Below are 25,852 nucleotides of genomic sequence, written 5' to 3' on the forward strand. Positions count from 1 at the left end.
GGAGCGCGCTTCAGTGCACGGGCGGGCCGGGAGGCTCGAGGTGTGACGGGGGCCCGGAGCAGGGCAGGGTGACGGTGAACGTGGAGCCCGTGCCCGGGGTGCTCTCCACGTCGATGGTGCCGCCCAGGGCCTGGACGATTTCGCGGACAATCCACAGGCCCAGGCCGAAGCCGCCATAGTGGCGCACGGACACCGCGCGCTCGAAGCGTCCGAAGATGCGCGAGAGGTCCTCGGTGGCGATGCCGATGCCGGAGTCCCGCACGCGCAGCCGCGCGAGGCCACCCCGCTCCTCCAGGGTGATTTCAATCGGCTGGCCGGCGCCGTACTTCATCGCGTTGGACAACAGGTTGCCCACCACCTGCTCCAGTCGCATGGCGTCCCAGTAGCCCGCGAGGCGGTGCCTGGGTGCGTGCAGCCGCACCGGGCACTCGGCGCGGGCGAGCGCCTCGCGGCTGCGCTCGAGCTGGCCTCGCACCAGCGCCACCAGGTCCACCTCGGAGAGCTTGATGTGGAGCTGGCCCTGGGCGAGCCGGGAGATGTCCAGCAGGTCGCTCACCAGCCGCCCCAGGCGCTGGGTCTGCGCGGAGGCGGACTCCAGCTTGGCGGTGAGCTTCTCCGGAGGCAGGTGGGTGGTGGCGCGGGCTTGGGCCTGGAGGCCCTGGATGTGGAGCTGGAGCGAGGTGAGCGGCGTCTTCAGCTCGTGGGCGGCGATGGAGAGGAAGTCATCGCGGCGGCGCACCGCCTCCTGCTCGGCGCGGTAGAGGCGGCCCTGCTCCTCGGAGAGCGCGGCGATGCGCGCGAAGTTCTCCGCGTTCTCCAGCGCCGCTCCGGCCAGCACGGTGACGAACTCCGCCAGGTGCTCCTCCAGCTCGCCGAACAGCGCGCCCACCTGGCGATGCGTGGCGACAACACACGCCACCGTCTTGCCGCGCACCTGGATGGGCGCGCAGAGCAGCGAGCGCACGCCGAGCAGCTCCATGCTCTCGCTCGCGCGCCCGGGCAGGCCCTGGCCCAGCACGGTGATGCGGCCGGTCTCCAGCGCGCGGGCCATGGCGGTGCGGCTGATGCCCACCGCATCCGAGTCCTCGTCCGTGGGCAAATCCCGAGGGTCCACCACCGCGCAGTGCTCGGCGCGCAGGAGCTCCAGCATCGACTGGCGCGCGGCCTCGAACACCGCCTCGCGTGACAGGGCGGAGGCCAGCCTGCGGCCCGCCTCCAGCACGCGAGGGAAGCGGTCCACCAGCGAGAGGGTGCGCGTGCCGCCTCGCGCGGCGACCTCCGGCGAGAGGCCTTCTTCCATCTCGTCCAGCGCCCGCGTGGCCGTGGCCAGGTCCACCTCCGCGTCGGGCCAGCCCAGCGCGTGTCCCAGCGCCCCGCGGGCCTTCAGGCTCTGGGCATGCTCGTGCCGCATCTGCTGGGCCTCGGCCACTTGCAGCGACTGCTCCAGCCAGCGTCGCGCCTGTCGGGGCTGGCCTCTCAACGCGGCAATCAGGCCCCGCTCGCGCAGCGCATGCGGGAGGTTGTTGCGGTAGGTGCGCGCCAGCGCATGGGCGCGCCGTGCCACGCCCTCGGCGCGCTTGAGCAGGGCCTCGCGGCGCGCGGCGGCCAGGGGCGAGGTGACTTCCGCGAGCTGACGCAGCGCCGTGGCCAGGAGGGGCGCGATGGGGGCCACGTACTCCTGGCGCAGGTTCGCCTCGTCCACCAGCCGCGCGGCGCGCTCCAGCACCTCCACGGCGCCCGCCGCGTCCCCCTTGTGCATCCGGCGCAGGGCCTCCGCCTGGAGGACGCCCGCGTAGCTCTGCGGGTCCGGCTGGTCGGGGTTGCCCAGCTCGCCCTCCAGGAGCGTGCCCGGAAGCCGCCCTCCCGACGCCTTGGCCCAGGCCTCCAGCCCCAGGCGCGCCGAGTAGCGGTCTCCCAGCGCCAGGGCCGCCGCGTGCAGCCGCTGACTTGTCTCCAGCGACTCGCGCAGCCGGCCCAGCCGATAGAGCGCCATGGCCACCTGGAACGTCGCGTTGTTCACCTCCCAGGGGTCCCCCGTGCGCTCCAGCAGCCGGATGGCCTCGGTGCACTTCTCGATGCAGTCGTTGAAGCGGGACGCCGCGTAGCAGGCCAGGCCGTAGAAGTGCAGCGTCTGTCCCTGGCCCCAGACGTCGCGCTGTTCCTGGCGCAGGGTCAGGGACTTCTCCGCGTACGCGAAGGCGCGCTGGAACCAGGGCAGGGTGGTGAGCGCGGGCGAGTGCTCCGAATACGCCTGGGCCAGCTCCGGCGTGGGCGGGTAGCGCTCCGCGAGGTTCAGGTCCCGCAGGTGCGCCCACAGCACCGCCATGCGTCCGCGCCGGTACCAGTAGCCATAGGCGAGCCGGCTGTAGAGGCGCACCGCCTGGAGGTCGCTCTCCCCACCCGCCAGCGGCCTGCGCGACAGGAACCTGTGCGGCGCCACCGTGTGCGCGGCCTGCGCCAGGATTTCCCAGACGGCGCTCGCGCCGGTGAGCAGTCCTCCCGGAGGCACCCAGCGCCCCATCAGCTTCAGGCCCTGCTCCAGCGCGAGCGTGGCCTCGCCGAAGTCGCCCCGCTTGAAGGCCAGCTCCCCCACCTGGCCGAGGATGCGCGCCTGCTCCTGTCGGTCTCTCGCCAACGCCTGGGCGCGCTCGAACTGCTGGCGGGACTCCTCGTAGCGACCGCGCAGCATGAGGACATTGCCCAGCCCCGCCGCGACGCGAAAGCGGGTGCCCGCGTCCGCGCCCGAGGCGCCGCGTTCGGCGATGCGATAGTTCAGCTCGGCGGTCTCCAGCGCGAAGCGCCGCCGCGCCAGCTCCGCGGCCACGAGCGCGTGGGGCAACGCCTGCGCGTACTCGCCCGCCGCGTCGAAGTGATAGGCCAGCTCGAACGGGTCCTGGGGCAGTTGGTTCGCCGCCGAGCGCGCCGCCAGCCGGTGCAGCTCCCGCCGCTTCTGCGGCGTCAGCATGTCCAGCAACACCTCGCGCAGCTTGTCGTGCACGAACGTGTAGCGCGTGCCTTCCTCCCACAGCATGTGCCTGCGGCGCGGCGCCTCCAGTGCGGCGCCCAGTTCCTCGGGAGACGCGCCCGACAGCGTCGCCACCCGCGCCAGCTCGAACGACTTGCCCAGCACCGCGCCCACGGACAGCAGGCGCCGCGCGGCCAGGGGCAACAGCCGCAGGCGTCGCACGAGGAAGGTGGCCGCCTGCCGCGACGAGCGCGCGTGCGCCATCGCCTCCGGTTGCACCTGCCACCCGGAGGGGCCGGGCACGAGCACGCCGTCCTCCACCAGCCCGTGCAGCACCGCGTTGGCCATGAAGGGGTTGCCCTCGGACAGCCGCGCCACCAACTCGGTGGCCTCGGGGGGCAGCGCGCCGGCCATGGACTCCGCCAGTCGCGTGACTTCCAGGGCGCCAAAGGCGGCCAGCTTCAGGTGCGCGGTGGGAGCCAGTCTGCGCAGCACGTGCGTGGGGCCGATGTCCTCGCCACGAAACGCGACGACGACGAGCACCCGCCCCCGGCCCTGCTTCCTCGCCAGGGACCAGCCCTCCAGCGCCCGCAGGGTCAGTTCATCCGCCCACTGACAATCATCCAGCACCACCACGGCGGGCTCGTCCCGGGTGCCCAGCGCGTTCAGCAGCGCGGTGAGGGCCCAGATGCCCCGGCTCTCTCCGAGTGACTCGGGCCCGAGGCCTCGCGCGGGCGCGCGGGCCTGGGCGCACAACACGGGCTCCAACTGCGGCAGCACCGTGCACAGGCCGGCCTCCTGCCCCGCCAACCTGTCGCGCAGGAGCTCCGCGAGCGCGGGCTTCGCCTGGAGCGCCTGGGTGAGGTCCGAGGCCACGCCGGCGAAGAGCTGGAACGGGCGCCGCGCGGCCTGGTCCTGCGCCTGTCCTTGCAACACCCACGCGTGATGCCGCGCCGCTCGCGCGCGGAGCTCCTCGAGGAGCCGGCTCTTGCCTCCGCCCGACTCGGCCTCCACCAGCACGAGCCGTCCGGGGTCCGTCCGCGTGAGGTCCAGCTCCCGCTCCAGCGTGGCCACCTCCTCGTGACGGCCCACGAAGGACGGCTCGGCGAGGCTGCGTCGCGCATCCCTCGCGCCGGTGATGAGCGCCGGCTCCGACTGTCCCCGCGAGAGCGCTTCCTCCAGCTCCGTCAGGTCCGCCAGCGCGGAGCTCGCGGTCTGGTAGCGGTCCGACGGGTCCGTCTGCAGCAGCCGGGAGATGACCTCCTCCAGCGCGCGCGGCGCCTCCACGCCCACGGCGCGCAGCCGGGGCCTCGCCGCCAGGTGCTGACGCAGCACCTCGCCCACGGAGTCACCGTCGAAGGCGGGCTCTCCGGAGAGGGACTCGAAGAGGACGACGCCCGCGGAGTACAGGTCCGAGGTGGCCTCCACCGGACGGTGGAGCAGGCCGGCCTGCTCCGGCGACAGGTAGCGCGCGGTGCCCACCGGGAGGTCCCTGAGCGACGGGTCCAGTCGCTCGCTGCGCGCGAGGCCGAAGTCAATCAATGTGGCGCGGGAGAGCGGCTGTCCGGAGACGATGATGTTGGTGGGCTTCACGTCCCGGTGCAGGACGCCGTGACGGTGGGCCTCGGCCAGCGCGGACAGCAAGTCTCGGCCCAGCGACAGGGCCTCCGGAACGCTCAGCGCGCCGCGTGACAGGCGCGCATCCAGCGACTCGCCCTGGAGCCAGGGCGCCACCAGGAACAGCCAGTCGCCCGAGGTGCCCAGGTGGCGCACCGGCACGATGAAGGGACTGTCGAGGTGGGAGAGGACGGTGGCCTCGTGCTCCAGCCGGTGCCGCGCGGCCGGGACGAGCGCCGTGGTGGACGTCACCTTGATGGCGACGCGCTCTCCGGTGCGCAGGTCCACGCCGTCCCAGGTGGAGATGCCGTGGCCGGCCTTGATGCGGTGGGCAAGCTCGAACCGGTTGCCCAGTCGGCGGCCGGACTGCGGCTCTCCTGGAACGGCGCCGGCGTCTTGGAAGCCTTCAGCCATTCAGTGTCCTCGCGCTCCACCCCCGCATCGCTCCGGCGATGAGGTTGGCCTCGCGTTCCGTCCTTCCGGCAACGTTGGGTGTCGGACGGGGCGCTGCCAAGGGGAGAGGCCGACGCACGTCCCCCGTGTGCCGACTCAGCCTTCAACAGCCGCGCGCGCTCCGCTTCCCTCCTGCCCCACGAGCATGCTGTGTGCCCGCTCGCGGACCAGGGGGGCGAGCGCCCAACGCCACGGACTGTCACGGAGGCAAGCCGTGCGGGCGGCCTTGTCCGTCCGGCGGCCGACGAGGCGGGCGCCCGGTCTTCCGGCATGTGGGTGACACATGCTACGCCGGTGCGTGAACTCGCTCCTGCTCGAGGACACACTCATGAAGCTGTCGCAGACGTTCCTGGCCGCGCTCGCGCTGTCCCTGCTGCTCCCTGTCTCCTCGGCGCGCGCCTCCGACTATCCGCCGGACTACCCCATCTGCAGCGTGTACGACTCCGCGACGACGGGGCCCTTCGAGGTCATCCGCCACACGCGCCGGCTCCCCGGCCGCCTGGCGACGCTCACCGTCAGCTACCGGGGCTACCTGCGGGGCCTGTACCCGGACAATCAAATCTCCATCTACATCCAGCTCAACGGCCGCCAGCAGACGCTGAGCGCCAGCGCGGGCACCAACAACGATGCCTATGTCTTCCTGAACGCGGGGCCGCGCGCCTGCATCAAGTGCATGCAGTACCAGAACCTGCCCCAGTGCACCGAGCACTTCGCCAACGGTGGCCAGGATGGCGTCTGGGTGTGCCAGCAGCCCACGGCGGTGGAGAACGACCTCTTCTTCTACGCCTTCAACTCCAATGGGAATCAGAACGCGTGGGACATCTCCCTGGCGGCGACGTCCCATGGCCAGTGGGACAGCAACCTGGGCAACAACTACTTCGCGCAGCTGCCGGCACGGTCGAGCTGCTGGTAGATTTCCGCCGCGAGCGGTTCGACATTCTCCACGCCGTGACGATTGTCGCGGCGCATCTGCGCCCCGTGCTTGACACCCTGGGGGCCCCGGCGGAAAAGCCGAGCACATGAGGCGGCCCCCGCTGTTTCCACCGGGCCGCGGGGAGCCCGGGATTGAAGCTCGCGACGCTCAAGGATGGAACCCGTGATGGGCGGCTCATCGTCGTCAAGCGGGACAACTCGGCCTATGCGCTGGCCACCAACGTCGCCCTGACGCTGCAGGCGGCGCTGGACGACTGGGACACGAAGGAGCCGCTGTTGCGCGCGCTCGCCGCGCAGCTGGAGGCCGGCGCGGTGCAGAGCCGCCCGTTGGACCAGACGGCCCTGCATGCGCCGCTGCCGCGCGCCTACGAGTGGATTGACGGCAGCGCCTACATCAACCACGTCATGCTGGTGCGCAAGGCGCGCAACGCGGAGCCGCCGGCCACGCTGAAGACGGACCCGTTGGTGTACCAGGGCGGCTCCGGGGACTTCCTGGCGCCCACCGCGGACATCCCGCTGGCGGACGAGGCGTGGGGCCTGGATTTCGAGAGCGAGGTCTGCGTCATCCTCGGCGACACGCCGCAGGGCACGAAGGCCGCCGACGCCGGCAAGCACGTCAAGCTGCTGATGCTGGCCAACGACGTGTCGCTGCGCAACCTCATCCCAGACGAGCTGGCCAAGGGCTTCGGCTTCTTCCAGAGCAAGCCCGCCACGGCCTTCAGCCCGTTCGCGGTGACGCCGGACGAGGTGGGCCCGGCCTGGCGCGAGGGCCGCATCCACCTGCGCTTGCGCTCGGTGCTCAACGGCGTCCAGGTGGGTGACACCGACGCGGGCCCGGAGATGCACTTCTCCTTCTTCGAGCTCATCCAGCACCTGTGCAAGACGCGCGGCTACACCGCGGGCACCATCCTGGGCAGCGGCACGGTGTCCAACGTGGACCGCGCCCGGGGCATCTCCTGCCTCGCCGAGCAGCGCATGATTGAGACGATTGAGGAGGGCAAGCCGAAGACGCCCTTCATGAAGCCCGGCGACACCATCGACATCGAGATGATGGGCGAGGACGGGCAGAGCGTCTTCGGTCGCATCTCCCAGAAGGTGGTGAAGCCGTCATGAAGGACCTGCGCCTGCACAACTACTGGCGCTCGTCCGCTTCGTGGCGGGTGCGGCTGGGGCTGAACCTCAAGGGCCTGCCCTTCGAGTACGTCGCGGTGCATCTCTTGAAGGACGGCGGTCAGCAGAACTCCGACGCATACCGCGCCGTGAATCCCATGCGGACGGTGCCCACGCTGGAGTGGACGGAGGCGGACGGCACCGTGCGCCGGCTGTCCCAGTCGCTCGCCATCCTGGAGTTCCTCCAGGACCACGCCCCGTCGCCGTCGCTGTACCCCGAGGATGCGTACCTGCGCGCCCGCGCGAGGATGCTGGCGGAGTATGTGAACTCCGGCATGCAGCCCATGCAGAACCTGTCCGTCCTGCAGCGCATCAAGGCCGAGCTGAACGGCGACGACAAGGCGTGGGGGGCCTACTGGAACACCCGGGGCCTGGAGGCGCTGGAGAAGATGGTGCAGCCCACGGTGGGTCGCTTCTGCGTGGGTGACTCGGTGACGCTGGCGGATGTCTGTCTCGTGCCGCAGCTGTACGGCGCGCGTCGCTTCGCGCTGGACCTGTCGCCGTACCCCACGCTGCTGCGGATTGAAGCGGCGTGCGCGGAGCACCCCGCCTTCCAGGCGTCCCACCCGGACCGGCAGCCCGACGCGACGCCGGGCTGAGGCCCGAGGCGCGTGAAGGTCGTCCCCGCTCGAGTGAGAGCGGGGACGGTCCTCTCGCGGAGCTGTCAGGGCGTGGGCGCCGCCGGGGCGAAGGTCGTCTCGATGCGCAGGGCCCGCGAGAGGGTGAGCGTCACCGGCGTCTTCGCGGAGATTTCGAGCAGGCGCGCGCGCTGCTCCTCGCTCACGGCGGGGCCGCAGGAGAGCACGCGCTCCACGCGCTCGGCGTCGTTCTCGCGGAAGAGCTTGAGCTTCACGGTGAGCGGGCCCAGGTCCCAGCCCTTGCGGGCCGCGTACATCTTCAAGGTGATGGCGGTGCACGCACCCAGCGAGCCCATCAGCAGTTGATAGGGCGCGGGGCCCTGGTCCGCGCCTCCCAGCGCCGTGGGCTCGTCCGCCTGGAAGTGGTGCTTGCCGGTGCGAATCGACTGCGTGTAGCCAGCCTGGCTCTCGACGACGGCCGCCGCGAGCAGCGTGGTGTCATGGGTGGTCATGACGGGCATGAATCCAGGACGGGGTCCGGGTGACAAGGCCCGTGCTCGGGTGGGAAGTCGCCAGGTTGTTTCGACAGCGCATCCCTCTTCCTGGGGTAGCTTTCGTGAAGATGCCTCCCCTGGAGCCCGCGAGCCCCGCGCCTTCCGCGCCGAGTGACAGCGCGCCCGTGCTCCGGGAGCTGGCGCTCCTGTTCCTCCGGTTGGGCACCACCGCCTTCGGCGGCCCGGCCGCGCACATCGCGCTCATGGAGGACGAGGTGGTGCGCCGTCGGCGCTGGCTCACGCGCGAGGAGTTCGTGGACCTGCTCGGCGCGGCCAACCTCATCCCCGGCCCCAACTCCACGGAGCTGGCCATCCACATCGGCCACCGGCGCGGCGGGTGGCCGGGGCTGCTGGTCTCCGGCGTCTGCTTCATCCTTCCGGCGTTCCTCATCGTCACCGGCTTCGCCTGGGCCTACTCGCGCTTCGGAGACCTGCCGGACGTGGGCGCGCTCTTGTACGGCGTGAAGGCCGTCATCATCGCCGTGGTGCTGCAGGCCCTGTGGGGGCTGTCGCGCACCGTGGTGAAGACGCGGCTCGCCGCTGTCGTGGCCGGGGGGTCCACGGCGGCGGCCTTCCTCGGCGTCAACGAGCTGTGGCTCCTGTTGCTGTCGGGGCTCGGCGTCCTCGCTTGGCGCGCAATCGAGCACCGCCGGGAGCACGGGCCCTCGGGCCGCTCCGCTTCGTTGCCCGTGTCGCCGTGGGCGCTGGCGCTTCCCCTGGGCGTTGCCACCACGGCCGTGCCCTTCACGCAGCAGGGCCTGTTCCTCTTCTTCCTGAAGGTGGGCTCGGTGCTGTACGGCAGCGGGTACGTGCTGCTGGCGTTCCTCCGCTCCGAGCTGGTGGAGCGGTGGGGATGGCTCACCCAGGCGCAGCTGCTGGACGCGGTGGCGGTGGGGCAGGTGACGCCCGGTCCCGTGTTCACCACGGCCACGTTCATCGGCTACGTGCTCGGGGGGATGACGGGGGCGGTGGTCGCCACGGTGGGCATCTTCCTGCCCGCGTTCTTCTTCGTCGCGCTCAGTGGGCCGCTGGTGCCGCGCCTGCGTCGCTCGTGGAGGGCGGGGGCGTTCCTGGATGGCGTCAACGTGGCGTCGCTGGCGCTGATGGCCGTGGTGACGTGGCAGCTCGGCCGGGCGGCGCTGGTGGACGCGTGGACGGTGGGGCTCGCCCTCGCGTCCGCCGTGCTGCTCATCCGCTGGCGCGTCAACTCCGCCTGGCTGGTGCTGGGCGGAGGCGCGGTGGGGTGGCTGGTGAAGAGTCTCAGCGCGGGGTGAGCTTCGCCCCGCAGCGGGCCACTTCGACGCCGGACAGGTCGTCGCGCCGGTCGATGCACGTCAGCACCAGCGTGTTCCCATCCAGCTCGTTCTCACAGTGGCGGTTGGCCTGGACGCTCGTCGAGGAACCCGCGTCCGGCCGCACGACGCCCCCATCCGCGCCCAGGTGCACGGTGAGGCTGGGGTCATGCAGCGACCATTCGCCCTTCGGAATGTCCACGCTGTCTCGGGTCGAATCGCCGAACTCGGGGAACCCCAGCGCTGACGCCCCCTGCGTGGTGATTTCGCACGCGTCCTCACCCGACAGGACGCGGAAGGTGCCGTTGGAGCCGCAGGTGTTGCCGGTGACGTCGAAGGTGACGTCTTTCGCGCCGTGCTCGCAGTCCCGCGACGAGTCGGCGAGGAGCAGGAGCCCGGTGGTTGCCAGCACCGCGACGGACGCGAGGTTTCTCAGCAGGGGCTTCATGACAAGGCTCCGGGGGGTGTGAGGGACGCGGCTGGCGTCCGGGAGAGCACCGTGGCGCGGCCGTACAGCACCGCCACCGCGATGAAGGGCAGGGTCAGCAGGTCGGTGGGGTCGGCCACCGCTCGGAAGCTGTCGAGGCCGAGCGGCGCGCCCAGGGGACGCAGCCACTGACAGAAGAGGTCCGCGAGGGGCTGTGACACCTTGAGCGCGGTGAACAGCACGGCGGTCAGCGCCGCGCCCGCGCCCAGCCGGAGGCTCCGAGGCCAGCGCGTCACCAGGGCCAGCAGCGCGGACACGTAGAGCGGCAGGAAGAAGCAGATGGCCACGTCCGACAGCTTGCCGGTGAGCGTGTTGTGGAAGGTGGGCTTGAGCCAGCGGTCATTCACCGCCATCAGCGCCACGGCCGCCAGGGGCAGCGGCGCGAGGAACTCCGGCATGTGAGGCAGGGGCTTCACTTCAGCCCCTCCGTGCGCACCAGGGCCCGCAGGAGGATGACATCCGTGAGCAGCTCCACCGGGGCCCGGTCATCCGTGAGGGGCTCCGCGGAGGCCACCGCGCGCAGCTCTCCGACGACGCGCGTCGCCAGCGGGCGCAGCGAGAGTGGGAGCCGCTCCGTCCTCGCGGCCAGCCGCTCCGCCATGCCCTCCTCCCCCGCGAAGAAGAGCGTGTTGCTGGGGTTGCGCGCATCCGCCGCGAGCACGTGAGGAAACACGGACGCCAGCGTGCCACCCACCGCGTCCACCACACCGCGCTCCTCGCGGAAGCGGCCCACGTTGAAGCACGCCACGCCTCCGGGAACCAGGTGGTCCGCCACGCTCCTGGCGAACTCACGCGTCGTCAGGTGGAAGGGCACATAGGGAAAGCGGAATGCGTCGACGATGATGACGTCGTAGCGCCGCGAGTCCGCCTCCAGGAACGCGCGCGCATCGCCAACGTGTACCTCCACCTCGGCCCCCAGCCCGAAGTGTGTCCGCGCCAGCCGCACCACCTCCGCGTCCAGCTCCACGCCCACCACCCTCGCGCCGAGATACGTCTCCCGCAGCCCGCGCGCGCTGGTGCCCGCGCCCAGGCCCAGCAGCAACACCCTGGGCGCCCGAGGCTCCGCGCGCGCCATCGCCGGCGTCAGCAGGTAATGCCCGAAGACCTCTTCCCGCACCGGCTGCCCGGGAAGCCACGTGCTCTGCACCGCGTAGCCCTCGTCGAACACCAGGCTCCGCGTCCCCTCGGGTGACTCCAGCACCTGCACGAAGGCATGGGGTGACTCGGCCACGTCCCGTGCGCGCGGATGTCGCGGCAGCGCGTGGACTCCCAGCGCCAGCGCCACCACCGGCACCCCCACGGCCACCACCCGCCACCGCCAGCCGAGCCCATGCGCCGCCGTCAGCCCGAGCACCCCCGCGAAGCAGGCCATGGCCCGCGCGGTGCCCAGCCACGGCAGGACGACGAAGGCCGCCAGGAGCGTCCCGGCGATGCTGCCCAGCGTGGACGCGGACGACAGCCGCCCCGCATGCGCCCCCGCCGACGCCACGCCCCCCAACCCCACCCTCAACAGGAACGGCCCCACCGCCCCCAGCGCCAGCAGCGGAGGCACCGCCACCAGCACCACCAGCCCCACGCGCCCCATGGCCTCCAGCGGACGCCCCGTCATCACCGCCGCCGTGGCCCCTGACAGCAGCGCCCGCGCGAGGAAGGGCAGGGCGGCCAGCAGCAGCGCCGCGACACACAGCGCCATGCGCAGCGGCTCCAGTCGCTCCGCGCGGTCCGCCCAGCGCCCGCCCAGGTGCGCCCCCAGCGCCAGCCCTCCCAGCACCAGGGAGATGAGCGCCGCCCACACGGGCGTGCTGCTCCCGAAGTAGGGGGCCACCAGTCGCGAGGCGGCCATCTCCGACGCCATCACCGTGGCGCCGGAGAGGAAGGACAACCACGTCAGTGAAGAGGGCTTCATGAGCGGGGGCCGGATGAGCAAGGCCCGTTCCATACTCAACAGCCCGTAACTCCGCGGCCCCAGGGGGAAGTCCCCGGGGCTCGGGTGACAAAGTCGTCAGTGGCTCACGGCTTCACTGACAGCCGTGTCGCGCTCAGCCCTTGAAGGGCAGTGGTGCGACCTTCACGGTGTCGGGCCCACCGGCCAGCGTCAGCTCGGTGCCGGGCTCCAGCGAGTCGCGGTGCACGTAGCCCAGGGCCACGCGCTGTCCCTGGGACGGGGAGCGCACCACGCTGGTGAGCCAGCCCACCTTCTTCTCGCCCCGGCGCAGCTCCATGCCGGGCGCGGCGTCGGCCTCGCCCAGGAGCAGGCCCGTCAGCTTGCGGTTCATGTGCCCGCGGAAGGTCGCCCGGGCGATGACCTCCTGCCCGATGTAGCAGCCCTTGTTGTAGGAGATGGCCCCGGTGAGGTTGGCCTCCATGGGGATGGTGGTGTCCACCATGTCCTGCCCGTACCGGGGGACTCCGGCCTCCACCCGCAGGAGCTCCAGCGCCTCGAAGCCCAACGGCTTCAGGCCTGGCTCCGCGCCCGCCTGGCTCAAGGCCCGCCACACGGCCTCGACGCCCGCGCGCGGCACCCACACATCGACACCGTGGGGCTCCACCGAGGTGTTGCCCACCAGGATGACGTCCTGGCCGGCGAGCGTCAGGGGGCGGGTGGCGTGGTGTGCCAGGGGGGAGAAGCCCTCGCCCAGCACGCTCGCCGTCCGGGGACCGAGCAGCCGGAGGATGGCGTACTCGCCCGTCGCCTCGTGCAGCTCCGCGTCCTCGGAGATGAGGTATTTCTCCAGGAACTCCCGGACCTTGGCGCCATGGCCCGGCTCCACATCCATCAGGAGGTCTGCCTCCCGCTTGAGGATGCGGGCATCCGCCACCATGGCCCCTTTCACATTCACCAGGGCGGCGTAGGTGGCGGCTCCGACGGGGAGGTTGTTCACCTCCTGGGTCACCATTCCATGTAGGAAGGAGGCCCTGTCCTCCCCCGTTATCCGGAGGATTTCGCGGTAGGAGGCGTCGTGGAGCGCCACGGCCTCCCGGGCGGCGCGGTAGCCGTCCTCGCCGTTGCCATATCCGGCCACGACTTCCCGGCCGCGCACATCGATGAAGCGGGCCCCCGCTTCTTCGTGAAGAAAATGCAGAGACAGCGGTTCCATGTCCGTCGCTATATAGAGGCGAAGGAGCGAATGCCACGATGGATGTGAAGCAGCTGTCGTCCTTCCAGGACTTCTCCCCGGAGAAGCTCCGGAAGCTCAACGTCTTCCAGTCCGAGCGCTTCTTCCTCGACGTCTACTGCCTGGCGCCCGGGCAGGCGCAGAAGCCGCATCACCACGCCACCTCCGACAAGGTCTACGTCGTCCTGGACGGCCGCTGCCGCTTCCGCGTCGGTGCCGAGGAGGAGGTCCATGGTGTGGGCGCGGCTGTCTTCGCCCCCGCGGGTGCCGAGCACGGTGTCGCCAATGAAGGCCCCGCCTCCGCCCGTTTGCTCGTCCTGATGACCCCGCCCCCGGAGCACGCATGAGTCCGAAGTCCTCTCCCCAGAAAGCCGCCACCCCCGTTCCCTTCCGTGTCGGGGTGGTGTTGCTGGTGCTGGGCGTGGCCGCGAGCGTCCTGTCCGTCTTCCAGTGGAGCCAGTTGCTCACGCTGCGCGCCGGTGGTTCCACCGTGTGCGGCGTGTCCGACACGGTGAACTGCGAGACGGTGTGGAACTCGCCGTTCGCCACCCGCTTGCATGAGCTGTTTGGCATCCCCGTGGCCGGCCTGGGGCTGGTGTGGGGCCTGACGGTGGTGGCGCTGTCGGCGCTGTACCTGGCGCGCGCTCGTTCGGGCAAGCCCGTGGCTCCGGCGGCGCAGGGGCTGAAGCTGACGGCCGGCGCGGGTATCGCGTCGGTGCTCGTCTTCGCGTTCGCGAGCTTCCAGACGGGCGTGGTGTGCCCCACCTGCCTGGGGACGTATGCGCTGGTCGCGGCCATCGCGGCTGTCGCGTGGAAGGGGCTGCCGGCCGCCGGTGCGGGCCAGTGGGTCCCCGCGCTGCAGTGGACGGTGGGCGTCACCGTCGCGGTGTTCATCGCCGTCTTGCTGCCGGGCCGCTCGCTGTCCTCGCCGCAGCCCAAGGCGGGGTCGCTGTTGCCCGTGGCTTCGTCGTCGACGACGACGCAGGCGGCCACGCCCGCGTCGCTGGAGGCGTACCTGCGCGGGCTGCCGATGGAGCAGCAGCAGTTCATCTCCAACGCGCTGGCGCTGTACCGGCGGGACGTGCCGAAGGCCGCCGCCGCGCCCGCGCGTCACCGCTATGGGCCGGTGGACGCGCCGGTGAAGATTGTCGAGTGGACCGACAGCAAGTGCCCCCACTGCAAGGCGTTGGTGGAGGAGCTGGCGGTGCTGAAGAAGCGCGTGCCGGAAGGCAAGCTGTCGCTGGAGGCCCGGCAGTTCCCGTTGGATGGCTCCTGCAACCCGGCGATGCCCAAGCGCGGGCCGGACGCGCCCAGCGTGCGGTGCGTGGCGGCGAAGGCGCAAATCTGCCTGGAGGGCGCGCCGGACTTCTGGGAGCTGCGGGAGAAGCTCTTCGCGGCGCAGGCGGTGCTGGATACGGAGCGGGTGATGGAGATTGCTTCGTCCGGCTCGATGTCGCGGATGCAGTTGGATGCGTGCATCTCCAGCGCGGCCACGGCGGCGAAGATTCAAGAGGACACGTCGTATGCGCTTCGCTACCAGTTCACCGGCACGCCGCTGGTGGTGGTGAACGGGCGGCAGGCGATGCCGTCCGCGCCGTTCCTGTACGCGCTGGTGATGGCGGATGGGAATCCGAGCGCGCCCGCGTTCGACGTGCTGCCTCCGCCGCGCGCGATGCCGCAGGACGACCACGCGGGCCACAACCACTGAGCAACGGCGGGCGTCTCGTCATGGGCAAGCGTGACAAGAAGGACGAGCCAGCGGCACCGGTGGGGCCGTTCCACAATCCCTTCGCCGCGCTGGCGGCGAAGCGGGAGGCGCTGCCGGTGGGCCCCGCGGCGCCCGTCGCTGCGCCCGCGCGCAAGCCCGAGCCGAAGGGCCCCGCGCGCGCGGTGGTGCGGATGGAGCGCAAGGGGCGGGGTGGCAAGGAAGTCACCGTGGTGGAGCACCTGGAATTGCCCGTGCCCCAGCGCGAGGTGTGGCTCAAGGCGCTGAAGAACTCGCTGGGCTGCGGAGGCGTGGTGGAGGACGACACGCTCGTGCTCCAGGGAGACCAGCGCGAGCGACTGCCCGCGCTGCTGGAGGCGCGCGGCGTGCGCAAGGTGACGGTGGGCTGAGGCGCGGACACGAAAAAGCCCGGGCGCCTTGAAGGCGACCCGGGCTCGTGTGACGGCGTGGGCCGTCGTAACTGCTACAGCGCGGCGATGAGGGCGTCCGTGAACTCGCGCGTCGTCGCGCTGCCACCCAGGTCGCCGGTGCGAATCTTCCCCTCACCGTAAACCTTGTGGAGGGCACCCTCCATGCGCCGGGCCTCTTCGCGCATGTCCAGGTAGTCCAGCATCATCACCGCCGACATCATCAGCGCGGTGGGGTTCGCGATGCCCTTGCCCGCGATGTCTGGCGCCGTGCCGTGGACCGCCTCGAAGACCGCCGTGCGCTCGCCAATGTTCGCGCCCGGCACCATGCCCAGGCCGCCCACCAGACCGGCGCACAAGTCACTCACGATGTCGCCGTAGAGGTTCTCCAGCACCATCACATCGAAGCGCGTCGGGTCCTTCACCAGCTGCATGCAGAGGTTGTCGACGATGACTTCCTCGTAGTGGATCTCCGGATACTCACGGCCCACCTTGCGGCAGCAGTCCAGGAACAGGCCGTCCGACAGCTTCATGATGTTCGCCTTGTGGACGCCGGTCACCTTCTTGCGACCGTGCTTCCGGGCGTACTCGAAGCCGAAGCGGGCAATCCGCGTGGACGCCTTCTCGGTGATGATCTTCAGCGACTCCACCACGCCCGGGACGATGATGTGCTCCAGGCCGGCGTAGAGGCTCTCCGTGTTCTCGCGCACCACGACGAGGTCCACGTTCTCGTAGCGCGTCTTCACGTTCTGCACGCTCTTCACGGGCCGCAGCGACGAGTACAAATCCAGCCGCTTGCGCAGGCCCACGTTCGCGGAGGGCAGACCGCCGCCCACCACCGTGCCCGTGGGGCCCTTCAGCGCGACGCCGCTGCGCAGCACCGCTTCCACCGTCTCGTGGGGCAGGTTGGTGCCGTACTTGGCCACCACTTCCGCGCCCGCGTCCTTGTGCTCGAACTCGAGCGGTACCTTGAGCGCCTCGAGGACGCGGATGGTGGCCGCCATCACCTCGGGGCCGATGCCGTCTCCATTGATGACCGTGACAGTGCGGGTGTTCGCCATGGGTGCGGATTCACAGCACAAAACCCCTGGACTCGAAAGGACGAAAACTTCCGGCGTACAGGGCCAGGCATGGGGTCCATGAGCCAGGCCCGGTTCCCGGGTCGCGGAGTCCGTCCAGGGAGGAAAGGGGCCCTCAGTGCTCGGACGCGGAGTCTGGCCGGCGGGCGGGCCGGCGGGTGGGCCGGTGGCGTCGGCGGATGGCGTAGGGCCGGTAGAACGACTCCCACAGCGCGGCGCGTCGCCCCCGGGGGCGTGTGCGCAACTCGCCCAGGGGCGCCCGGATGAAGAACGAGGAGATGAAGAGGTAGGTCGCGGTGATGGTGATGAACACCAGGATCAACATCACGATGGGGCCCGGAATCCAGGCCACGTGGGCCCGGGTGACGAACTCCAGGAAGTCCACCGGCGGCTTCGGGTGGCTGTAGACCTTGAAGAACCACGTCACCAACAGGACCATCAGGATGGGGCCGTAGGTGCGGTTGAGCCGCGTGGAGATGGCGGAGAGCAACGAGAGCTGGATTTGAGGGCGGGACATCTCCACCGCCAGCTCGCGCAGGGCGTCCGGGTCCACCGGCTCGCGGCGCAGCATGGGGGCCCACCACCCGTCCTCCAGCAGGCGCACTCGGCGGTTCCACAAGTCGTAGTAGCGGTAGCGCCGCGCCTCGACGAGCAGGAAGGACACCACCATCCAGATGCCGACGAGGAAGGTGACGTGCGAACTCTGCGGCGTCGCGAAGCCGAAGGAGATGACGGCCGCCGTCGTCGTCAGTGCCCAGTTCGTCGTCGTGTCCAGGCGCGTGCGCCAGGTGTCGGAGCGGCTCAGCTCGCCCCGGAAGAGCTGCGCCATGGCCTGCTGCGACAACCAGGGCGACTCCAAGAGGTCGTTCTTGATGGGCTCGTTGAGGGGCATCCGTTCCCGGAAGGTGGGACGGGGCGCGGGTCGATGCAACGGCTCGTCCGGATGATCGCCCCCATGTGAGCGCGCCCGCGCGCACGCCCTGCTTCCCGGTGGGCGAGCAGGCGGCCTGGGACACCGGCGGCGTCGGTCCCCTGGAGCGGGCGGACAGGCGGGGGCACGGGTGGCCATGGCGGGCGGGCATGCCCACCTTGGCGACTTGAACGTGGCCCGGCTCAATCCCATCGAAGCCCTGTCGGAGCTGCTCCAGGGGGAGCAGGAGCGCGTGGCGCGCCTGTGGGCCAAACGCCTGCGCGCGGAAGTCTACGAGGTGGAGATTCCGGGCCGGGACTTGCGTGCTCCGCTGCGGCGACTGGTGGGGGAGATGGCGCGCCTGCTCAAGGACCGGGGCGAGGACGCGGTGCGCCTGTGGCCGGAGGTCGCCCGTTCCCACGGCGCGGACCGGTACACGCAGAACTTCGAGCCCGAGGACCTGACGCGCGAGTTCAAGTCCCTGGAGTCGGTGCTGCTGCACGTCTACGCGCGCCACCACGGCGGGCTGATAGAGCCGGAGGTCGCCGGCCTCATCGCGGAGCTGGTGTGGGAAGGGGACGCGGCGGCGCAGGCGTCCTATGCGCGCATCCTGAAGACGGAGGAGGTGCGCTTCCGCGAGGCGGCGGTGATGGAGTCGGTGCTCAACCACGTCGACGTGGGCATCCTCCTGGCCGAAGTGGACGGCACCGTGTCCTTCGCCACGCCGCCGGTGAGCCGGCTGATGGGCGTGCCCATGCGCGCGGTGGTGGGCGGGCGCGCGGTGAACACCGTGTCCCCGGTGCTCACCCAGGTGAACGCCCGGCACCTGACGGGCGAGCCCTTCAAGGTCGCCGACATGCCCTTCGTGCGCGCGCTGAAGGAGCAGGGCCCGGTGCGCGGGGTGATGATGGTGGTGGAGCGTCCCGGCGGCGGCGAGGTGACGCTGGAGATGAGCGCCACGCCCGTCTGGGAGGAAGAGGGCGAACTGGCCGGCGCCATCCAGACCTTCACCGACCGCACCGAGTCCGCGAACAAGACCAAGGCGCTGGAGAGCGCCTACGGCGAGCTGCGCAGGCTCCAGGGGCGGCTGCTCCAGCGCACCCGCCAGCAGGCGCTGGGACAGTTGGCGGGGGGCGCGGCGCATGCGCTCAACAACTTCCTCAACGTGCTGCGCCTGCGAATCACGCTGCTCCAACGCGAGTACAAGCCCGAGCACCTGGAGGCGTTGGACAAGACGGTGCAGCAGATTGGCGAGCTGGTGGCGCGGCTTCAAGAATTCAACGTCCAGCGCACCGAGGAGCGGCCCGTCGACGTGAAGGTGGACCAGACGGTGCGCGAGTCGCTGGAGCTGGCGCGCGGCGAGCTGGAGCAGCGCGAGCACCCGGTCTACGTGGAGCTGGACCTGCATGACCCGGGCTCGGTGCGCGCGGACGCGGCCTTCTTCCGCGAGCTGGTGGTGAACCTGCTGCTGGCGGCCAGGGACCGCATGGAGGAGGGCGGCCACCTGAAGCTGACGACGCGCGCGGAAGGCAGGGAGTGGCTCATCCTGCGCATCCAGGACGAAGGCCCGACATACGCGGCGGAGGAACTCTCGCACCTGTTCGACCCGCTGCGCAGGGACCCGGGGGCGCCGCAGCTCTCCTTGTACCTGGCGGTGGCGCGCGCGCAGGTGCAGCGCTGGGGCGGCGAGCTGACGGCGGAGAACGCGACGACGGGAAAGGGCGCGGCCTTCGTGGTGCGGCTGCCGCGCGTCCACGAGCAGTCGTCCACGTACGAGCCCACGCGCACCCCGCCGAGCGGCACGAAGGCCGTGGCTCCGGCGGCGCCCCGGCGCTTCCAGCAGACGCGCCGCGTGCTGGTGGTGGACGACGACCTGGACAACGCGCGGATGATGGCCGAAGTCCTGGGGGAGGAGGGCTACGAGGTGCAGGTGGCCCATGACCCCCATGTGGCGCTGGAGATGTGGGACCGGCGCCGCTTCGACGCGGCCCTGTTGGACGCGGTGATGCCGGAGATGAGCGGCTGGGAGCTGGCGCGCGAGCTGCGCGAGAAGACGCCCCACGTGCTGCTCGCCATCGTCACCGGCATGGACGTACGCGGGCAGAACCGCGCCAGCCTCGCGCTGGTGGACGCCGTGTTCCGCAAGCCCATCGACGTAGGCGCGCTGGATGACTTCCTCGCGCAGACGGAGGGCGGCTCGGGCGGTGAGGCCGCGCAGGCCGCAGGAGAGTCGTCCGCCGACGCCGGCGAGAGTCCCGATACTCCGCCACGGCACTGAGGCCCCGCGGGTGGACCGCCCCGAGGTCCAAGGAAGGAGGGGCAACGGGGGCCGCCGTCGCCTGGAGACCCTCGCCGGCCGCCCTCGCGGACGGTCTCGGCGTCACGTGAGCCGTGCGCGCCTACGGCTCATGTCGGGTCAGGACGTGCTCCACCGCGACTTTCGGCGCGGCCTTCATTTCGTCCCGGCGGTGAATCACCTGGTCATGCGGAACGCCGAGGGACTTCGCCACGTCCACGAAGCTGAACTCGGGATGGCTCGGGGTGCGGTATCCGGCTGCGAAGCAGGCGCATCCTGCCTGACGGGTTTTGCTCAAACCATCCAACCCCAGGGCATGTGGGTGTCGACTGGGGCGGTGTCTGTGTATGTCGAAAGCCCATCATGTCTGGGTGGGTTGGAATGCTTGTCTGGCAATGGAACCCGGGGGCCGGTGCGGGGTGGGTTCGTGAATCACGGCCGGGCGTCTAGAGTCGTGTGGGTGAGCGTCTTGCTGGAAGTGGAGCGCATCCGCCGCAAGGTGGAGGCGGGTGAGGTCCTGAGTGACGCGGAGCTGGAAGCGCTCCGCGCGCAGGTACAGGGCAGTGAGGGGCCGACGCCGAGGCTGGCGCTGGCGCATGCCCTCATCAACGCGGGCGCGGACCGGGAGGCGCTGCCGCTGCTGGAGGCGTTGCGGCGCGACTTCCCTCGGGACGTGCCAGTGATGTTGGGGTTGGCTCGGGCGCTGCTCGGGCTGGAGCGAAATGGGGACGCGGAGGCGCTGCTGCGGCAGGCGCGCGCGCAGGAGCCCGGGGACCCGGAGGTCCTCAAGGTGCTCGCGGTGCTGGCGCTGCGCAGGGGCGAGGTGGAGAAGGCCCAGGCGTACGTCACGGATGCGCTGGCCAGAGACCCGTTCGACGCGGAGACGCGGCTGTTGAAGGCGGAGCTGGAGGCGGCGGAGCTCCCGCCCCCGGCCGTGCCCGAGGAGCAGGTGCTCCGGCCGGAGTTCACCGCCGCGCTGGCGGGCGCGCTGGGACGGGCGCGGGTGGTCTTCCGGCGGCAGGGAAAGGACCTGCTGGTGAAGCTGGCCACGGGCGGAGTGGGGCGCGTGGACGTGGGCTCGCTGTACGCGGCGTATCGCGAGGCCCCTGGCTCAGCGGGGTTGGGCCCCTACGTGGAGTCCCTGGCCGCGCGATTGGGCGGGCTGGACTCGGGGCTGGGCTCGGAGGGGGCGTCGCTGGAGGCTCGGCTTCGTCCGGTGCTGCGTCCGGCGGACTTCGAGGCGAAGGCGGTGGGCGCGCTGCACCGCCAGGGGCCGGCGAGGCTGGAGGTCTTCTATGTGCTGGAGGACGCGGACTTCGTGCGCTACCTGCCCGAGTCCGCCCTGGGGCCGGCTGGGTTGACGCGGGAGGCGGTGGACGCGGCGGCGTGGCGGAACCTGGAGGCGCATCCGGCGCCCGTGCGGCCCGTCGTCATCGACCGGGGCGAGGTCCGTCTCGCGGAGAGCTTCTCGGGGCTGTGGGCGGTGGCCGCGGGAGACGGGCTCGACGGTGCGCGGCTGCTCACCGCGTCCCAGCGGCGCTTGCTGGCGGAGCAGGCGGGAGACGAGCCCCTCTATGGCTCCCTGGTGCGGCGTGAGATGGCGCTCGTGGCCCGAGTCTCCGACCCCTCGGCCTGGGAAGTGCTGGCGGACCTGGAGCCGACTCCGGAGGGAATCGCCGGCTTGTACTTCCTGTCGGACGAGGGGCTCACCCGGGACCAGGCTGCTGGGGACTGATACAGGTCGCTCTGGAGGTGGCCATGACCAGGGCAACAGTCCTGTCATACGAGGAATGGGCGCTCGGACCCCGCGCCACGCATCCTGGATGGGATGCGGTCGAGAAGTTCATGTCGAGTGAGGCCTTCAGGAGGACTGCTTCGGGGGTGCTCATCTTCGACAGACCCACTGAACGCGGTGATTTCGTCGTGTCGATGAGGGTGGCTGTTCCCCTGGGAGGGGATTCGGGGCGCGGCGACGTGGTCCAGGCGATGAGGCGAGACGCGCTGTCGGTCTTGCTCCTGGATGACGAGCTCGCGGTCCCAGAGCATTTCCCCGCCTACGACAGGGTCGCCATCGGGGCCCTCACGGACCCGGAACATCCGAACCTGTTTGGCGGGCATGTCGCGGGGCTCGCGAGCGCCGTGGCGTCATCCCGGTCCGCGCTCGTGATTTCACATGATGGCGACCCGGTCATCCTGCTCCATCATGGTGCGCCACCGGAGTGAAGGCTCCAACGGTGGGAAACGTAGGAGGCATACCCGTGTCAGCAGCCGAGTGGTCCGCCGCGCTAAAGGAGATGAGGAGGCTTTTTGACCATGACCCCACGGACAAGAAGAGCCTCAAGGAGTGGGTGGACGCGTCCATCGCGCTGTGCCTGCGACTTCGCACTGTTCCAGAGAGCTCCGATGTGGAGGAAATCGTCTGGCATTTCCTCTTCGACGCGGACATCCGGGTGAAGGCCCCCGAGTACGCCCAGGCCCAGCGCGAGGCGTTCGAGAGCTGGCTCCAGGATGCTGAACGCGCCTTGCTGTCAGAGCCGTGAACGTCCGTGGGGCCGGCTCACCCCGCCGTGCCGGTGGGCAGCCGGTCCACGAACACCACCTCGCGGTAGCCCAGCGTGAGCAACAGCGCCCGTAGGGCCCTTTCGGCGGAGTCCCGGGCGCGCTGCTGGAGTCTCGTGTCGGCGCGCACGTCATGCTCGAAGGCCAGGCGCGCCTTTTCCAACAACTGCGCCGTCTGCGCGCTGTCCAGGTTGGAGTCGATGATTTCCGTCTCCCCGGGCCGCAGCGCCACGCGCACGTCGATGGGGGGCAGCACGACGTGGACCTTCGTGCCGGCGACGTGGAGGCTCGAAGGGCCCAGTCGCTGGAAGTCGAAGCCCAGGTGCGCGTCCGCGAAGACGATGGCGCGGCCGTGCGGGTTCTGGAGGGTGTACGCCGCCCAGTTCACCACGTCCTTCCACAGCGCATCCGTGGCCTTGGGTTCGGGGGAAAACGTCACCTTCTTGTAGAGGGCGACGTCGAGCGTCTCCAGCCGCGCCACCTCGCGCATCTGCTGCACCACGGAGGCGGTGTCTGGCAGGGCGGGGGAGGTGGGCCTCAAGAGCCAGCCCGCGCCCAGGGCTCCGGCGACGATGCCCAGCAGGACCGCGAGGATTCGCGAGAGGTGCGCCATGGGCCCAGTGTATCTCCTTCCTCGCGGCACGCGTCTGGGGCACGGTGCGCGCGTGTGGGCGGCACGTTGCTGGAAGGAGCACGTGTGGAGCTGACCGATGTCGAGGTGGAGGCACTGGGGACGCGTGGCTATTTCACGCGCCCTGATTTCCTCGGGGATGTGGCCGCCCTCGCCGCGCGGGCTGAAGCGCTGGCGAGGGCTGAATCTGGAGTGCTGCATGCCGCGGGCATCCGCCGGGGCGCCGAGCGGACCCTGGACTCCCGCGTGAGAGGAGACCTCATCGGCTGGGTGGAGCCGGAAGCAGGAACAGGACTCGGCGTCCTGTGGGAACACTTCGCCAGGCTCGGTCAGGCGCTTTCATCCGCGGCCTATCTCGGCCTGGGACGCTTCGACCTCCAGCTCGCCTGCTACCCCGGCGGCGGAGCGCGCTACGCGCGTCACTTCGACTCATTTCCCGGACAGTCCAACCGCCGCGCCACCGCCATCTGGTACGCCAACGAGGGCTGGGTGCCCGAGCACGGAGGCGTGTTGCGGCTGCATCCGGAGGGCTCGGCGCCGGTGGACGTGGCCCCCATGCTCGACACGCTCGTCGTCTTCCTGAGCGAGCGCATCGAGCACGAGGTGCTGCCCGCCCACGCCTCGCGTCTGGCCCTCACCGCCTGGTACTACGGCCGCGACGCGGGCTGAGCCGTCATCACAGCGGGGGCGCGAGCAGGACGACGGAGTAGCCGACCGCCGTGCGCGTCCCTGGATTCTCATACGAGTGCTTCTGGTCCCCCCGGAAGACGACGACGTCTCCGGGCTTGAGGACGAAGCGCTCACCGCTGGCGACGAGGGCCATCTCCCCGGACTCGCAGGCCAGGTATTCGCGGGTGCCGGGCGTGTGGGGCACGCCGGTGATGCGCACTCCGGAGGGCAGCTCCACGCGGTCGAACTCCATGCCGGGCAGCGGGTCCGGCAGCAGCTTGCGCAACTGCCCCGCACCTCGCATGCGCGTCGTCAGGCTGTCGCGCGGGTAGTGCCGCGCACTGGCCCGAGGCCTCGCCACCAGTTCCTCCAGCGACACCTGGAGCGCCGCCGCCACGCGGTGCAGCACCGACAGCGTGGGGTTGGCGGTGCCCGACTCGAGATTCGCCCACGTCGCCCGGGGCACCCCCGCGAGCTTGGAGAGCTGGGCCTGCGTGGCGCCCCGCGTCTCCCGCAGGGTCCGGATGTTGCGCGCCAGTCTGCTCGGCAGGTCCTCTTCGTCGATGGCCATGGGTTGGCAATCTGCCAAAGGATTGTCCGAGACGCCATTTCATCAACGCGACGGACGTATCCCTCCAGGCAAGGAGGACATTCCAATGACGCTGACCGGAAAAGCGGTCCTGGTGACGGGAGCGAGTCGGGGGCTGGGGCGAGCCCTCATGGCAGGGTTCGCGAGGCGAGGCGCGCGGGTGGTGGGCGTGGCCCGACACGCCCCGGAGATGGAGGCCGCCGCCGAGTCCCTGAGAGCCGAGGGGCTGGAGGCGCACGGCGTGGCCTATGACGTTGGGGACAAGGAGTCCATCTACCGGCTGGTGGGCGTGGCCACGTCGCTGGTGGGCCCGCTGGACGTGCTGGTGCACAACGCCAGCATCCTGGGCCCCACGCCGCTGCCCCTGCTGCTCGACACCGCGTGCGAGGACTTCCAGCACGTGCTGGAGGTCAACGTGGTGGGCCCCTTCCGGCTCACCAAGGCGGTGGTGGGCAACATGGTGGTGCGAGGGGGCGGGCTGGTGCTGAACATCAGCTCGGACGCGGCCCTCTCCGCGTATCCGCGCTGGGGCTCCTACAGCGTGTCCAAGGGCGCGCTGGAGCACCTGGGCCGCCTCTGGGCCGCGGAGCTGGAGGGCACGGGCGTGCGCTTCCTCAACGTGGACCCGGGGGAGATGGACACGCGCATGCACGCGGACGCCATGCCGGAGGCGGACCGCTCGACGCTGGCCCGGCCGGAGGACGTGGCGGCCCGCATCGTCGCGATGGTGGAGCGCCGCGCGGAGTCGCTGCCCTCGGGCTCCCGCCTGGTGGCGGAGAGTCTGGAGGCCGCATGAAGCCCGCGCGCTGGCCCGTGGACCATCCCGAGGAGGGACGGCTCCTGCACATCGAGCCCCGAGGACGCCGCTTCTCCGACGCCCGCGTGGCGGACCTGCCGTCGCTCCTGCGCGACGGAGACCTGCTGGTGGTGAACGACGCCGCCACGTTCCCCGCCTCGCTCCTGGGGCGCACGGCCTCGGGAGAGCGAGTCGAGCTGCGGCTGGTGTCGCGTGAGCAGGACGGCACCTGGACGGCTGTCCTCTTTGGCGCGGGAGACTGGCGCAAGCGCACCGAGGACCGTCCGCCGCCGCCCGTGCTGCCGGTGGGCACGCGCTTCACCGTCGTCGGGTTGCCGGTCCAGGTCGTCGAGGTGCTGCCGCCCTCGCCCCGCCTCCTGCGCGTGGCCTTCGACGAGGACGGCGCCGCGCTCTGGTCCGCGCTGTACCAGGGAGGCCGTCCCGTGCAGTACGCGTACACCGTGGCCCCGCTGTCGCTGTGGCACGTGCAGACGGGCTACGGCGCGCGGCCCTGGGCCACGGAGGCGCCCTCGGCGGGACTGCCCCTCACCTGGAACGTGCTGCTGGCCCTGCGTCGCCGGGGCGTGCGGCTGGCGTCGCTCACGCACGCGGCGGGGTTGTCGTCCACCGGGGATGCGGTGCTGGACGCGGCGCTGCCCCGGCCCGAGCGCTCGGACATCCCCGTGGCCACGGTGGCGCAGGTGGAGGCGACCCGCGCGGCGGGAGGGCGGGTGGTGGCGGTGGGCACCACGGTGGTGCGGGCGTTGGAGGGCCGGGCGGCGATGAACGGCGGGCGACTGGTGGCGGGCGAAGCGGTGACGGACCTCCTGTTGGGGCCGGGCTTCGTGCCCCGCGTGGTGCACGGGCTCCTCACCGGCATGCACGAGCCGGGCAGCAGCCACCACGCGCTGCTCCAGGCCTTCGCGCCGTCACTGCTGTTGAAGGAGGCGGCCGCGCACGCGGAGGCGCGCGGCTACCTGGGGCACGAGTTCGGGGACTCGAGCCTGGTGCTGGACGCGTGAGGG

General features: G+C 71.0%; 24 protein-coding genes. 14 read left to right on the forward strand and 10 right to left on the reverse strand.

The features are described 5' to 3' along the window. Positions 1-10: 10 nt before the first annotated feature. A complete protein-coding gene (locus HUA75_RS16900; RefSeq protein WP_174486976.1) occupies positions 11-4,996 on the reverse strand; it encodes an ATP-binding protein in 4,986 nt (1,661 codons plus the stop codon). A gap of 367 nt (positions 4,997-5,363) precedes the next feature. On the opposite strand from HUA75_RS16900, the gene HUA75_RS16905 reads away from it, so the two are divergent. The 3 genes from HUA75_RS16905 to maiA all read left to right on the forward strand — a co-directional run bounded on the left by HUA75_RS16905 (position 5,364) and on the right by maiA (position 7,737). Then, the gene (locus HUA75_RS16905; protein ID WP_141648341.1) at positions 5,364-5,948 is read left to right on the forward strand and encodes a hypothetical protein; all 585 of its coding nucleotides are present in this window, start codon (positions 5,364-5,366) and stop codon (positions 5,946-5,948) included. A 152-nt stretch (positions 5,949-6,100) separates the two neighbouring features. Further along, positions 6,101-7,081 carry a fumarylacetoacetate hydrolase family protein gene (locus HUA75_RS16910; protein WP_141648342.1) on the forward strand — a complete coding sequence of 327 codons (981 nt, stop codon included), beginning with the start codon at positions 6,101-6,103 and terminating at the stop codon, positions 7,079-7,081. Next, a complete protein-coding gene (gene maiA / locus HUA75_RS16915; protein WP_141648343.1) occupies positions 7,078-7,737 on the forward strand; it encodes a maleylacetoacetate isomerase in 660 nt (219 codons plus the stop codon). Before HUA75_RS16910 ends, maiA begins: the two co-directional genes overlap by 4 nt. 65 nt (positions 7,738-7,802) lie before the next feature. Here maiA and HUA75_RS16920 read toward each other — a convergent pair whose 3' ends face one another. After that, positions 7,803-8,228, reverse strand: a complete 426-nt coding sequence (locus HUA75_RS16920; RefSeq protein WP_174486977.1) for an OsmC family protein — start codon at positions 8,226-8,228, stop codon at positions 7,803-7,805. A 110-nt stretch (positions 8,229-8,338) separates the two neighbouring features. Here HUA75_RS16920 and chrA point away from each other — a divergent pair, with 110 nt between their 5' ends. Beyond that, a complete protein-coding gene (chrA, locus tag HUA75_RS16925; RefSeq protein ID WP_174487049.1) occupies positions 8,339-9,544 on the forward strand; it encodes a chromate efflux transporter in 1,206 nt (401 codons plus the stop codon). On the opposite strand, the gene HUA75_RS16930 is transcribed toward chrA, so the two are convergent. The 4 genes from HUA75_RS16930 to HUA75_RS16945 form a co-directional block, all read right to left on the reverse strand. Next, positions 9,531-10,010, reverse strand: coding sequence for a hypothetical protein (locus HUA75_RS16930; RefSeq protein ID WP_174486978.1), 480 nt, complete (start codon positions 10,008-10,010; stop codon positions 9,531-9,533). The two genes, chrA and HUA75_RS16930, sit on opposite strands and share 14 nt — an antisense overlap. Next, positions 10,007-10,465 carry a hypothetical protein gene (locus HUA75_RS16935; protein WP_141648346.1) on the reverse strand — a complete coding sequence of 153 codons (459 nt, stop codon included), beginning with the start codon at positions 10,463-10,465 and terminating at the stop codon, positions 10,007-10,009. Before HUA75_RS16935 ends, HUA75_RS16930 begins: the two co-directional genes overlap by 4 nt. Next, positions 10,462-11,955, reverse strand: coding sequence for a fused MFS/spermidine synthase (locus tag HUA75_RS16940; RefSeq protein WP_174486979.1), 1,494 nt, complete (start codon positions 11,953-11,955; stop codon positions 10,462-10,464). Before HUA75_RS16940 ends, HUA75_RS16935 begins: the two co-directional genes overlap by 4 nt. 133 nt (positions 11,956-12,088) lie before the next feature. Next, positions 12,089-13,147 carry a folate-binding protein YgfZ gene (locus tag HUA75_RS16945; RefSeq protein WP_141648880.1) on the reverse strand — a complete coding sequence of 353 codons (1,059 nt, stop codon included), beginning with the start codon at positions 13,145-13,147 and terminating at the stop codon, positions 12,089-12,091. A 38-nt stretch (positions 13,148-13,185) separates the two neighbouring features. Between HUA75_RS16945 and HUA75_RS16950 the strand changes: the two genes are divergently transcribed. From HUA75_RS16950 to HUA75_RS16960, 3 genes are read left to right on the forward strand one after another with little or no spacing between them, the layout of a single operon-like run. After that, entirely contained in the window at positions 13,186-13,512 is a 327-nt protein-coding gene (locus HUA75_RS16950; protein ID WP_141648881.1) for a cupin domain-containing protein, read from the forward strand. Then, entirely contained in the window at positions 13,509-14,873 is a 1,365-nt protein-coding gene (locus tag HUA75_RS16955; RefSeq protein ID WP_174457949.1) for a thioredoxin domain-containing protein, read from the forward strand. Before HUA75_RS16950 ends, HUA75_RS16955 begins: the two co-directional genes overlap by 4 nt. A 20-nt stretch (positions 14,874-14,893) precedes the next feature. Continuing rightward, positions 14,894-15,280: a translation initiation factor gene (locus tag HUA75_RS16960; protein ID WP_141648883.1), complete on the forward strand. Its 387-nt coding sequence runs from the start codon at positions 14,894-14,896 to the stop codon at positions 15,278-15,280. A gap of 74 nt (positions 15,281-15,354) precedes the next feature. On the opposite strand, the gene HUA75_RS16965 is transcribed toward HUA75_RS16960, so the two are convergent. Together HUA75_RS16965 and HUA75_RS16970 are read right to left on the reverse strand one after the other, a co-directional pair. Continuing rightward, entirely contained in the window at positions 15,355-16,359 is a 1,005-nt protein-coding gene (locus tag HUA75_RS16965; protein ID WP_141648884.1) for an isocitrate dehydrogenase (NAD(+)), read from the reverse strand. A gap of 133 nt (positions 16,360-16,492) precedes the next feature. Then, positions 16,493-17,269 (reverse strand): DUF2270 domain-containing protein, encoded by a 777-nt coding sequence (locus HUA75_RS16970; RefSeq protein ID WP_141648885.1) that lies wholly within the window; start codon positions 17,267-17,269, stop codon positions 16,493-16,495. A 175-nt stretch (positions 17,270-17,444) separates the two neighbouring features. On the opposite strand from HUA75_RS16970, the gene HUA75_RS16975 reads away from it, so the two are divergent. The 4 genes from HUA75_RS16975 to HUA75_RS16990 all read left to right on the forward strand — a co-directional run bounded on the left by HUA75_RS16975 (position 17,445) and on the right by HUA75_RS16990 (position 22,123). Beyond that, positions 17,445-19,565, forward strand: coding sequence for a hybrid sensor histidine kinase/response regulator (locus HUA75_RS16975; protein ID WP_254627586.1), 2,121 nt, complete (start codon positions 17,445-17,447; stop codon positions 19,563-19,565). 478 nt (positions 19,566-20,043) lie between these two features. Further along, positions 20,044-21,318, forward strand: a complete 1,275-nt coding sequence (locus tag HUA75_RS16980) for a tetratricopeptide repeat protein (RefSeq protein WP_371746126.1) — start codon at positions 20,044-20,046, stop codon at positions 21,316-21,318. A gap of 110 nt (positions 21,319-21,428) precedes the next feature. Then, on the forward strand, positions 21,429-21,806 hold the full coding sequence (locus HUA75_RS16985) for a hypothetical protein (RefSeq protein ID WP_217446091.1): 378 nt from the start codon (positions 21,429-21,431) through the stop codon (positions 21,804-21,806). 35 nt (positions 21,807-21,841) lie between these two features. Further along, positions 21,842-22,123 carry a hypothetical protein gene (locus HUA75_RS16990; protein WP_174486982.1) on the forward strand — a complete coding sequence of 94 codons (282 nt, stop codon included), beginning with the start codon at positions 21,842-21,844 and terminating at the stop codon, positions 22,121-22,123. Positions 22,124-22,140: 17 nt separating this feature from the next. Here HUA75_RS16990 and HUA75_RS16995 read toward each other — a convergent pair whose 3' ends face one another. Then, positions 22,141-22,755, reverse strand: coding sequence for a DUF4230 domain-containing protein (locus HUA75_RS16995; protein WP_141649033.1), 615 nt, complete (start codon positions 22,753-22,755; stop codon positions 22,141-22,143). A gap of 84 nt (positions 22,756-22,839) precedes the next feature. Between HUA75_RS16995 and HUA75_RS17000 the strand changes: the two genes are divergently transcribed. Continuing rightward, positions 22,840-23,442: a 2OG-Fe(II) oxygenase gene (locus HUA75_RS17000; protein ID WP_141649032.1), complete on the forward strand. Its 603-nt coding sequence runs from the start codon at positions 22,840-22,842 to the stop codon at positions 23,440-23,442. Between the two features lie 7 nt (positions 23,443-23,449). Here the strand turns inward: HUA75_RS17000 and HUA75_RS17005 are convergent, their stop codons facing one another. Further along, positions 23,450-24,007 (reverse strand): helix-turn-helix domain-containing protein, encoded by a 558-nt coding sequence (locus HUA75_RS17005; RefSeq protein WP_141649036.1) that lies wholly within the window; start codon positions 24,005-24,007, stop codon positions 23,450-23,452. A 91-nt stretch (positions 24,008-24,098) separates the two neighbouring features. Between HUA75_RS17005 and HUA75_RS17010 the strand changes: the two genes are divergently transcribed. Next, positions 24,099-24,827, forward strand: coding sequence for an SDR family oxidoreductase (locus tag HUA75_RS17010; RefSeq protein ID WP_174457954.1), 729 nt, complete (start codon positions 24,099-24,101; stop codon positions 24,825-24,827). Next, complete coding sequence (locus HUA75_RS17015; protein WP_174486983.1) at positions 24,824-25,849, forward strand: S-adenosylmethionine:tRNA ribosyltransferase-isomerase; 1,026 nt, start codon at positions 24,824-24,826, stop codon at positions 25,847-25,849. The genes HUA75_RS17010 and HUA75_RS17015 overlap by 4 nt, the downstream gene beginning before the upstream one ends. Positions 25,850-25,852 lie beyond the last annotated feature (3 nt).

The organism is Myxococcus sp. CA040A (assembly GCF_013336725.1).
Lineage (GTDB): Bacteria > Myxococcota > Myxococcia > Myxococcales > Myxococcaceae > Myxococcus > Myxococcus llanfairpwllgwyngyllgogerychwyrndrobwllllantysiliogogogochensis.

What these genes read in the sequence shown, in the direction of transcription:
- HUA75_RS16940 (WP_174486979.1), bottom strand. Translation starts at nt 11,955, where the DNA reads ATGAAGCCCTCTTCACTGACGTGGTTGTCCTTCCTCTCCGGCGCCACG.
- HUA75_RS16930 (WP_174486978.1), bottom strand. Translation starts at nt 10,010, where the DNA reads ATGAAGCCCCTGCTGAGAAACCTCGCGTCCGTCGCGGTGCTGGCAACC.
- HUA75_RS16960 (WP_141648883.1), top strand. Translation starts at nt 14,894, where the DNA reads ATGGGCAAGCGTGACAAGAAGGACGAGCCAGCGGCACCGGTGGGGCCG.
- HUA75_RS16950 (WP_141648881.1), top strand. Translation starts at nt 13,186, where the DNA reads ATGGATGTGAAGCAGCTGTCGTCCTTCCAGGACTTCTCCCCGGAGAAG.
- HUA75_RS16920 (WP_174486977.1), bottom strand. Translation starts at nt 8,228, where the DNA reads ATGACCACCCATGACACCACGCTGCTCGCGGCGGCCGTCGTCGAGAGC.
- HUA75_RS17010 (WP_174457954.1), top strand. Translation starts at nt 24,099, where the DNA reads ATGACGCTGACCGGAAAAGCGGTCCTGGTGACGGGAGCGAGTCGGGGG.
- HUA75_RS16995 (WP_141649033.1), bottom strand. Translation starts at nt 22,755, where the DNA reads ATGGCGCACCTCTCGCGAATCCTCGCGGTCCTGCTGGGCATCGTCGCC.
- HUA75_RS16975 (WP_254627586.1), top strand. Translation starts at nt 17,445, where the DNA reads ATGGCGGGCGGGCATGCCCACCTTGGCGACTTGAACGTGGCCCGGCTC.
- HUA75_RS16985 (WP_217446091.1), top strand. Translation starts at nt 21,429, where the DNA reads ATGTCGAGTGAGGCCTTCAGGAGGACTGCTTCGGGGGTGCTCATCTTC.
- HUA75_RS16965 (WP_141648884.1), bottom strand. Translation starts at nt 16,359, where the DNA reads ATGGCGAACACCCGCACTGTCACGGTCATCAATGGAGACGGCATCGGC.
- HUA75_RS16955 (WP_174457949.1), top strand. Translation starts at nt 13,509, where the DNA reads ATGAGTCCGAAGTCCTCTCCCCAGAAAGCCGCCACCCCCGTTCCCTTC.
- HUA75_RS16945 (WP_141648880.1), bottom strand. Translation starts at nt 13,147, where the DNA reads ATGGAACCGCTGTCTCTGCATTTTCTTCACGAAGAAGCGGGGGCCCGC.
- HUA75_RS17015 (WP_174486983.1), top strand. Translation starts at nt 24,824, where the DNA reads ATGAAGCCCGCGCGCTGGCCCGTGGACCATCCCGAGGAGGGACGGCTC.
- maiA (WP_141648343.1), top strand. Translation starts at nt 7,078, where the DNA reads ATGAAGGACCTGCGCCTGCACAACTACTGGCGCTCGTCCGCTTCGTGG.
- chrA (WP_174487049.1), top strand. Translation starts at nt 8,339, where the DNA reads ATGCCTCCCCTGGAGCCCGCGAGCCCCGCGCCTTCCGCGCCGAGTGAC.
- HUA75_RS16905 (WP_141648341.1), top strand. Translation starts at nt 5,364, where the DNA reads ATGAAGCTGTCGCAGACGTTCCTGGCCGCGCTCGCGCTGTCCCTGCTG.
- HUA75_RS16900 (WP_174486976.1), bottom strand. Translation starts at nt 4,996, where the DNA reads ATGGCTGAAGGCTTCCAAGACGCCGGCGCCGTTCCAGGAGAGCCGCAG.
- HUA75_RS16970 (WP_141648885.1), bottom strand. Translation starts at nt 17,269, where the DNA reads ATGCCCCTCAACGAGCCCATCAAGAACGACCTCTTGGAGTCGCCCTGG.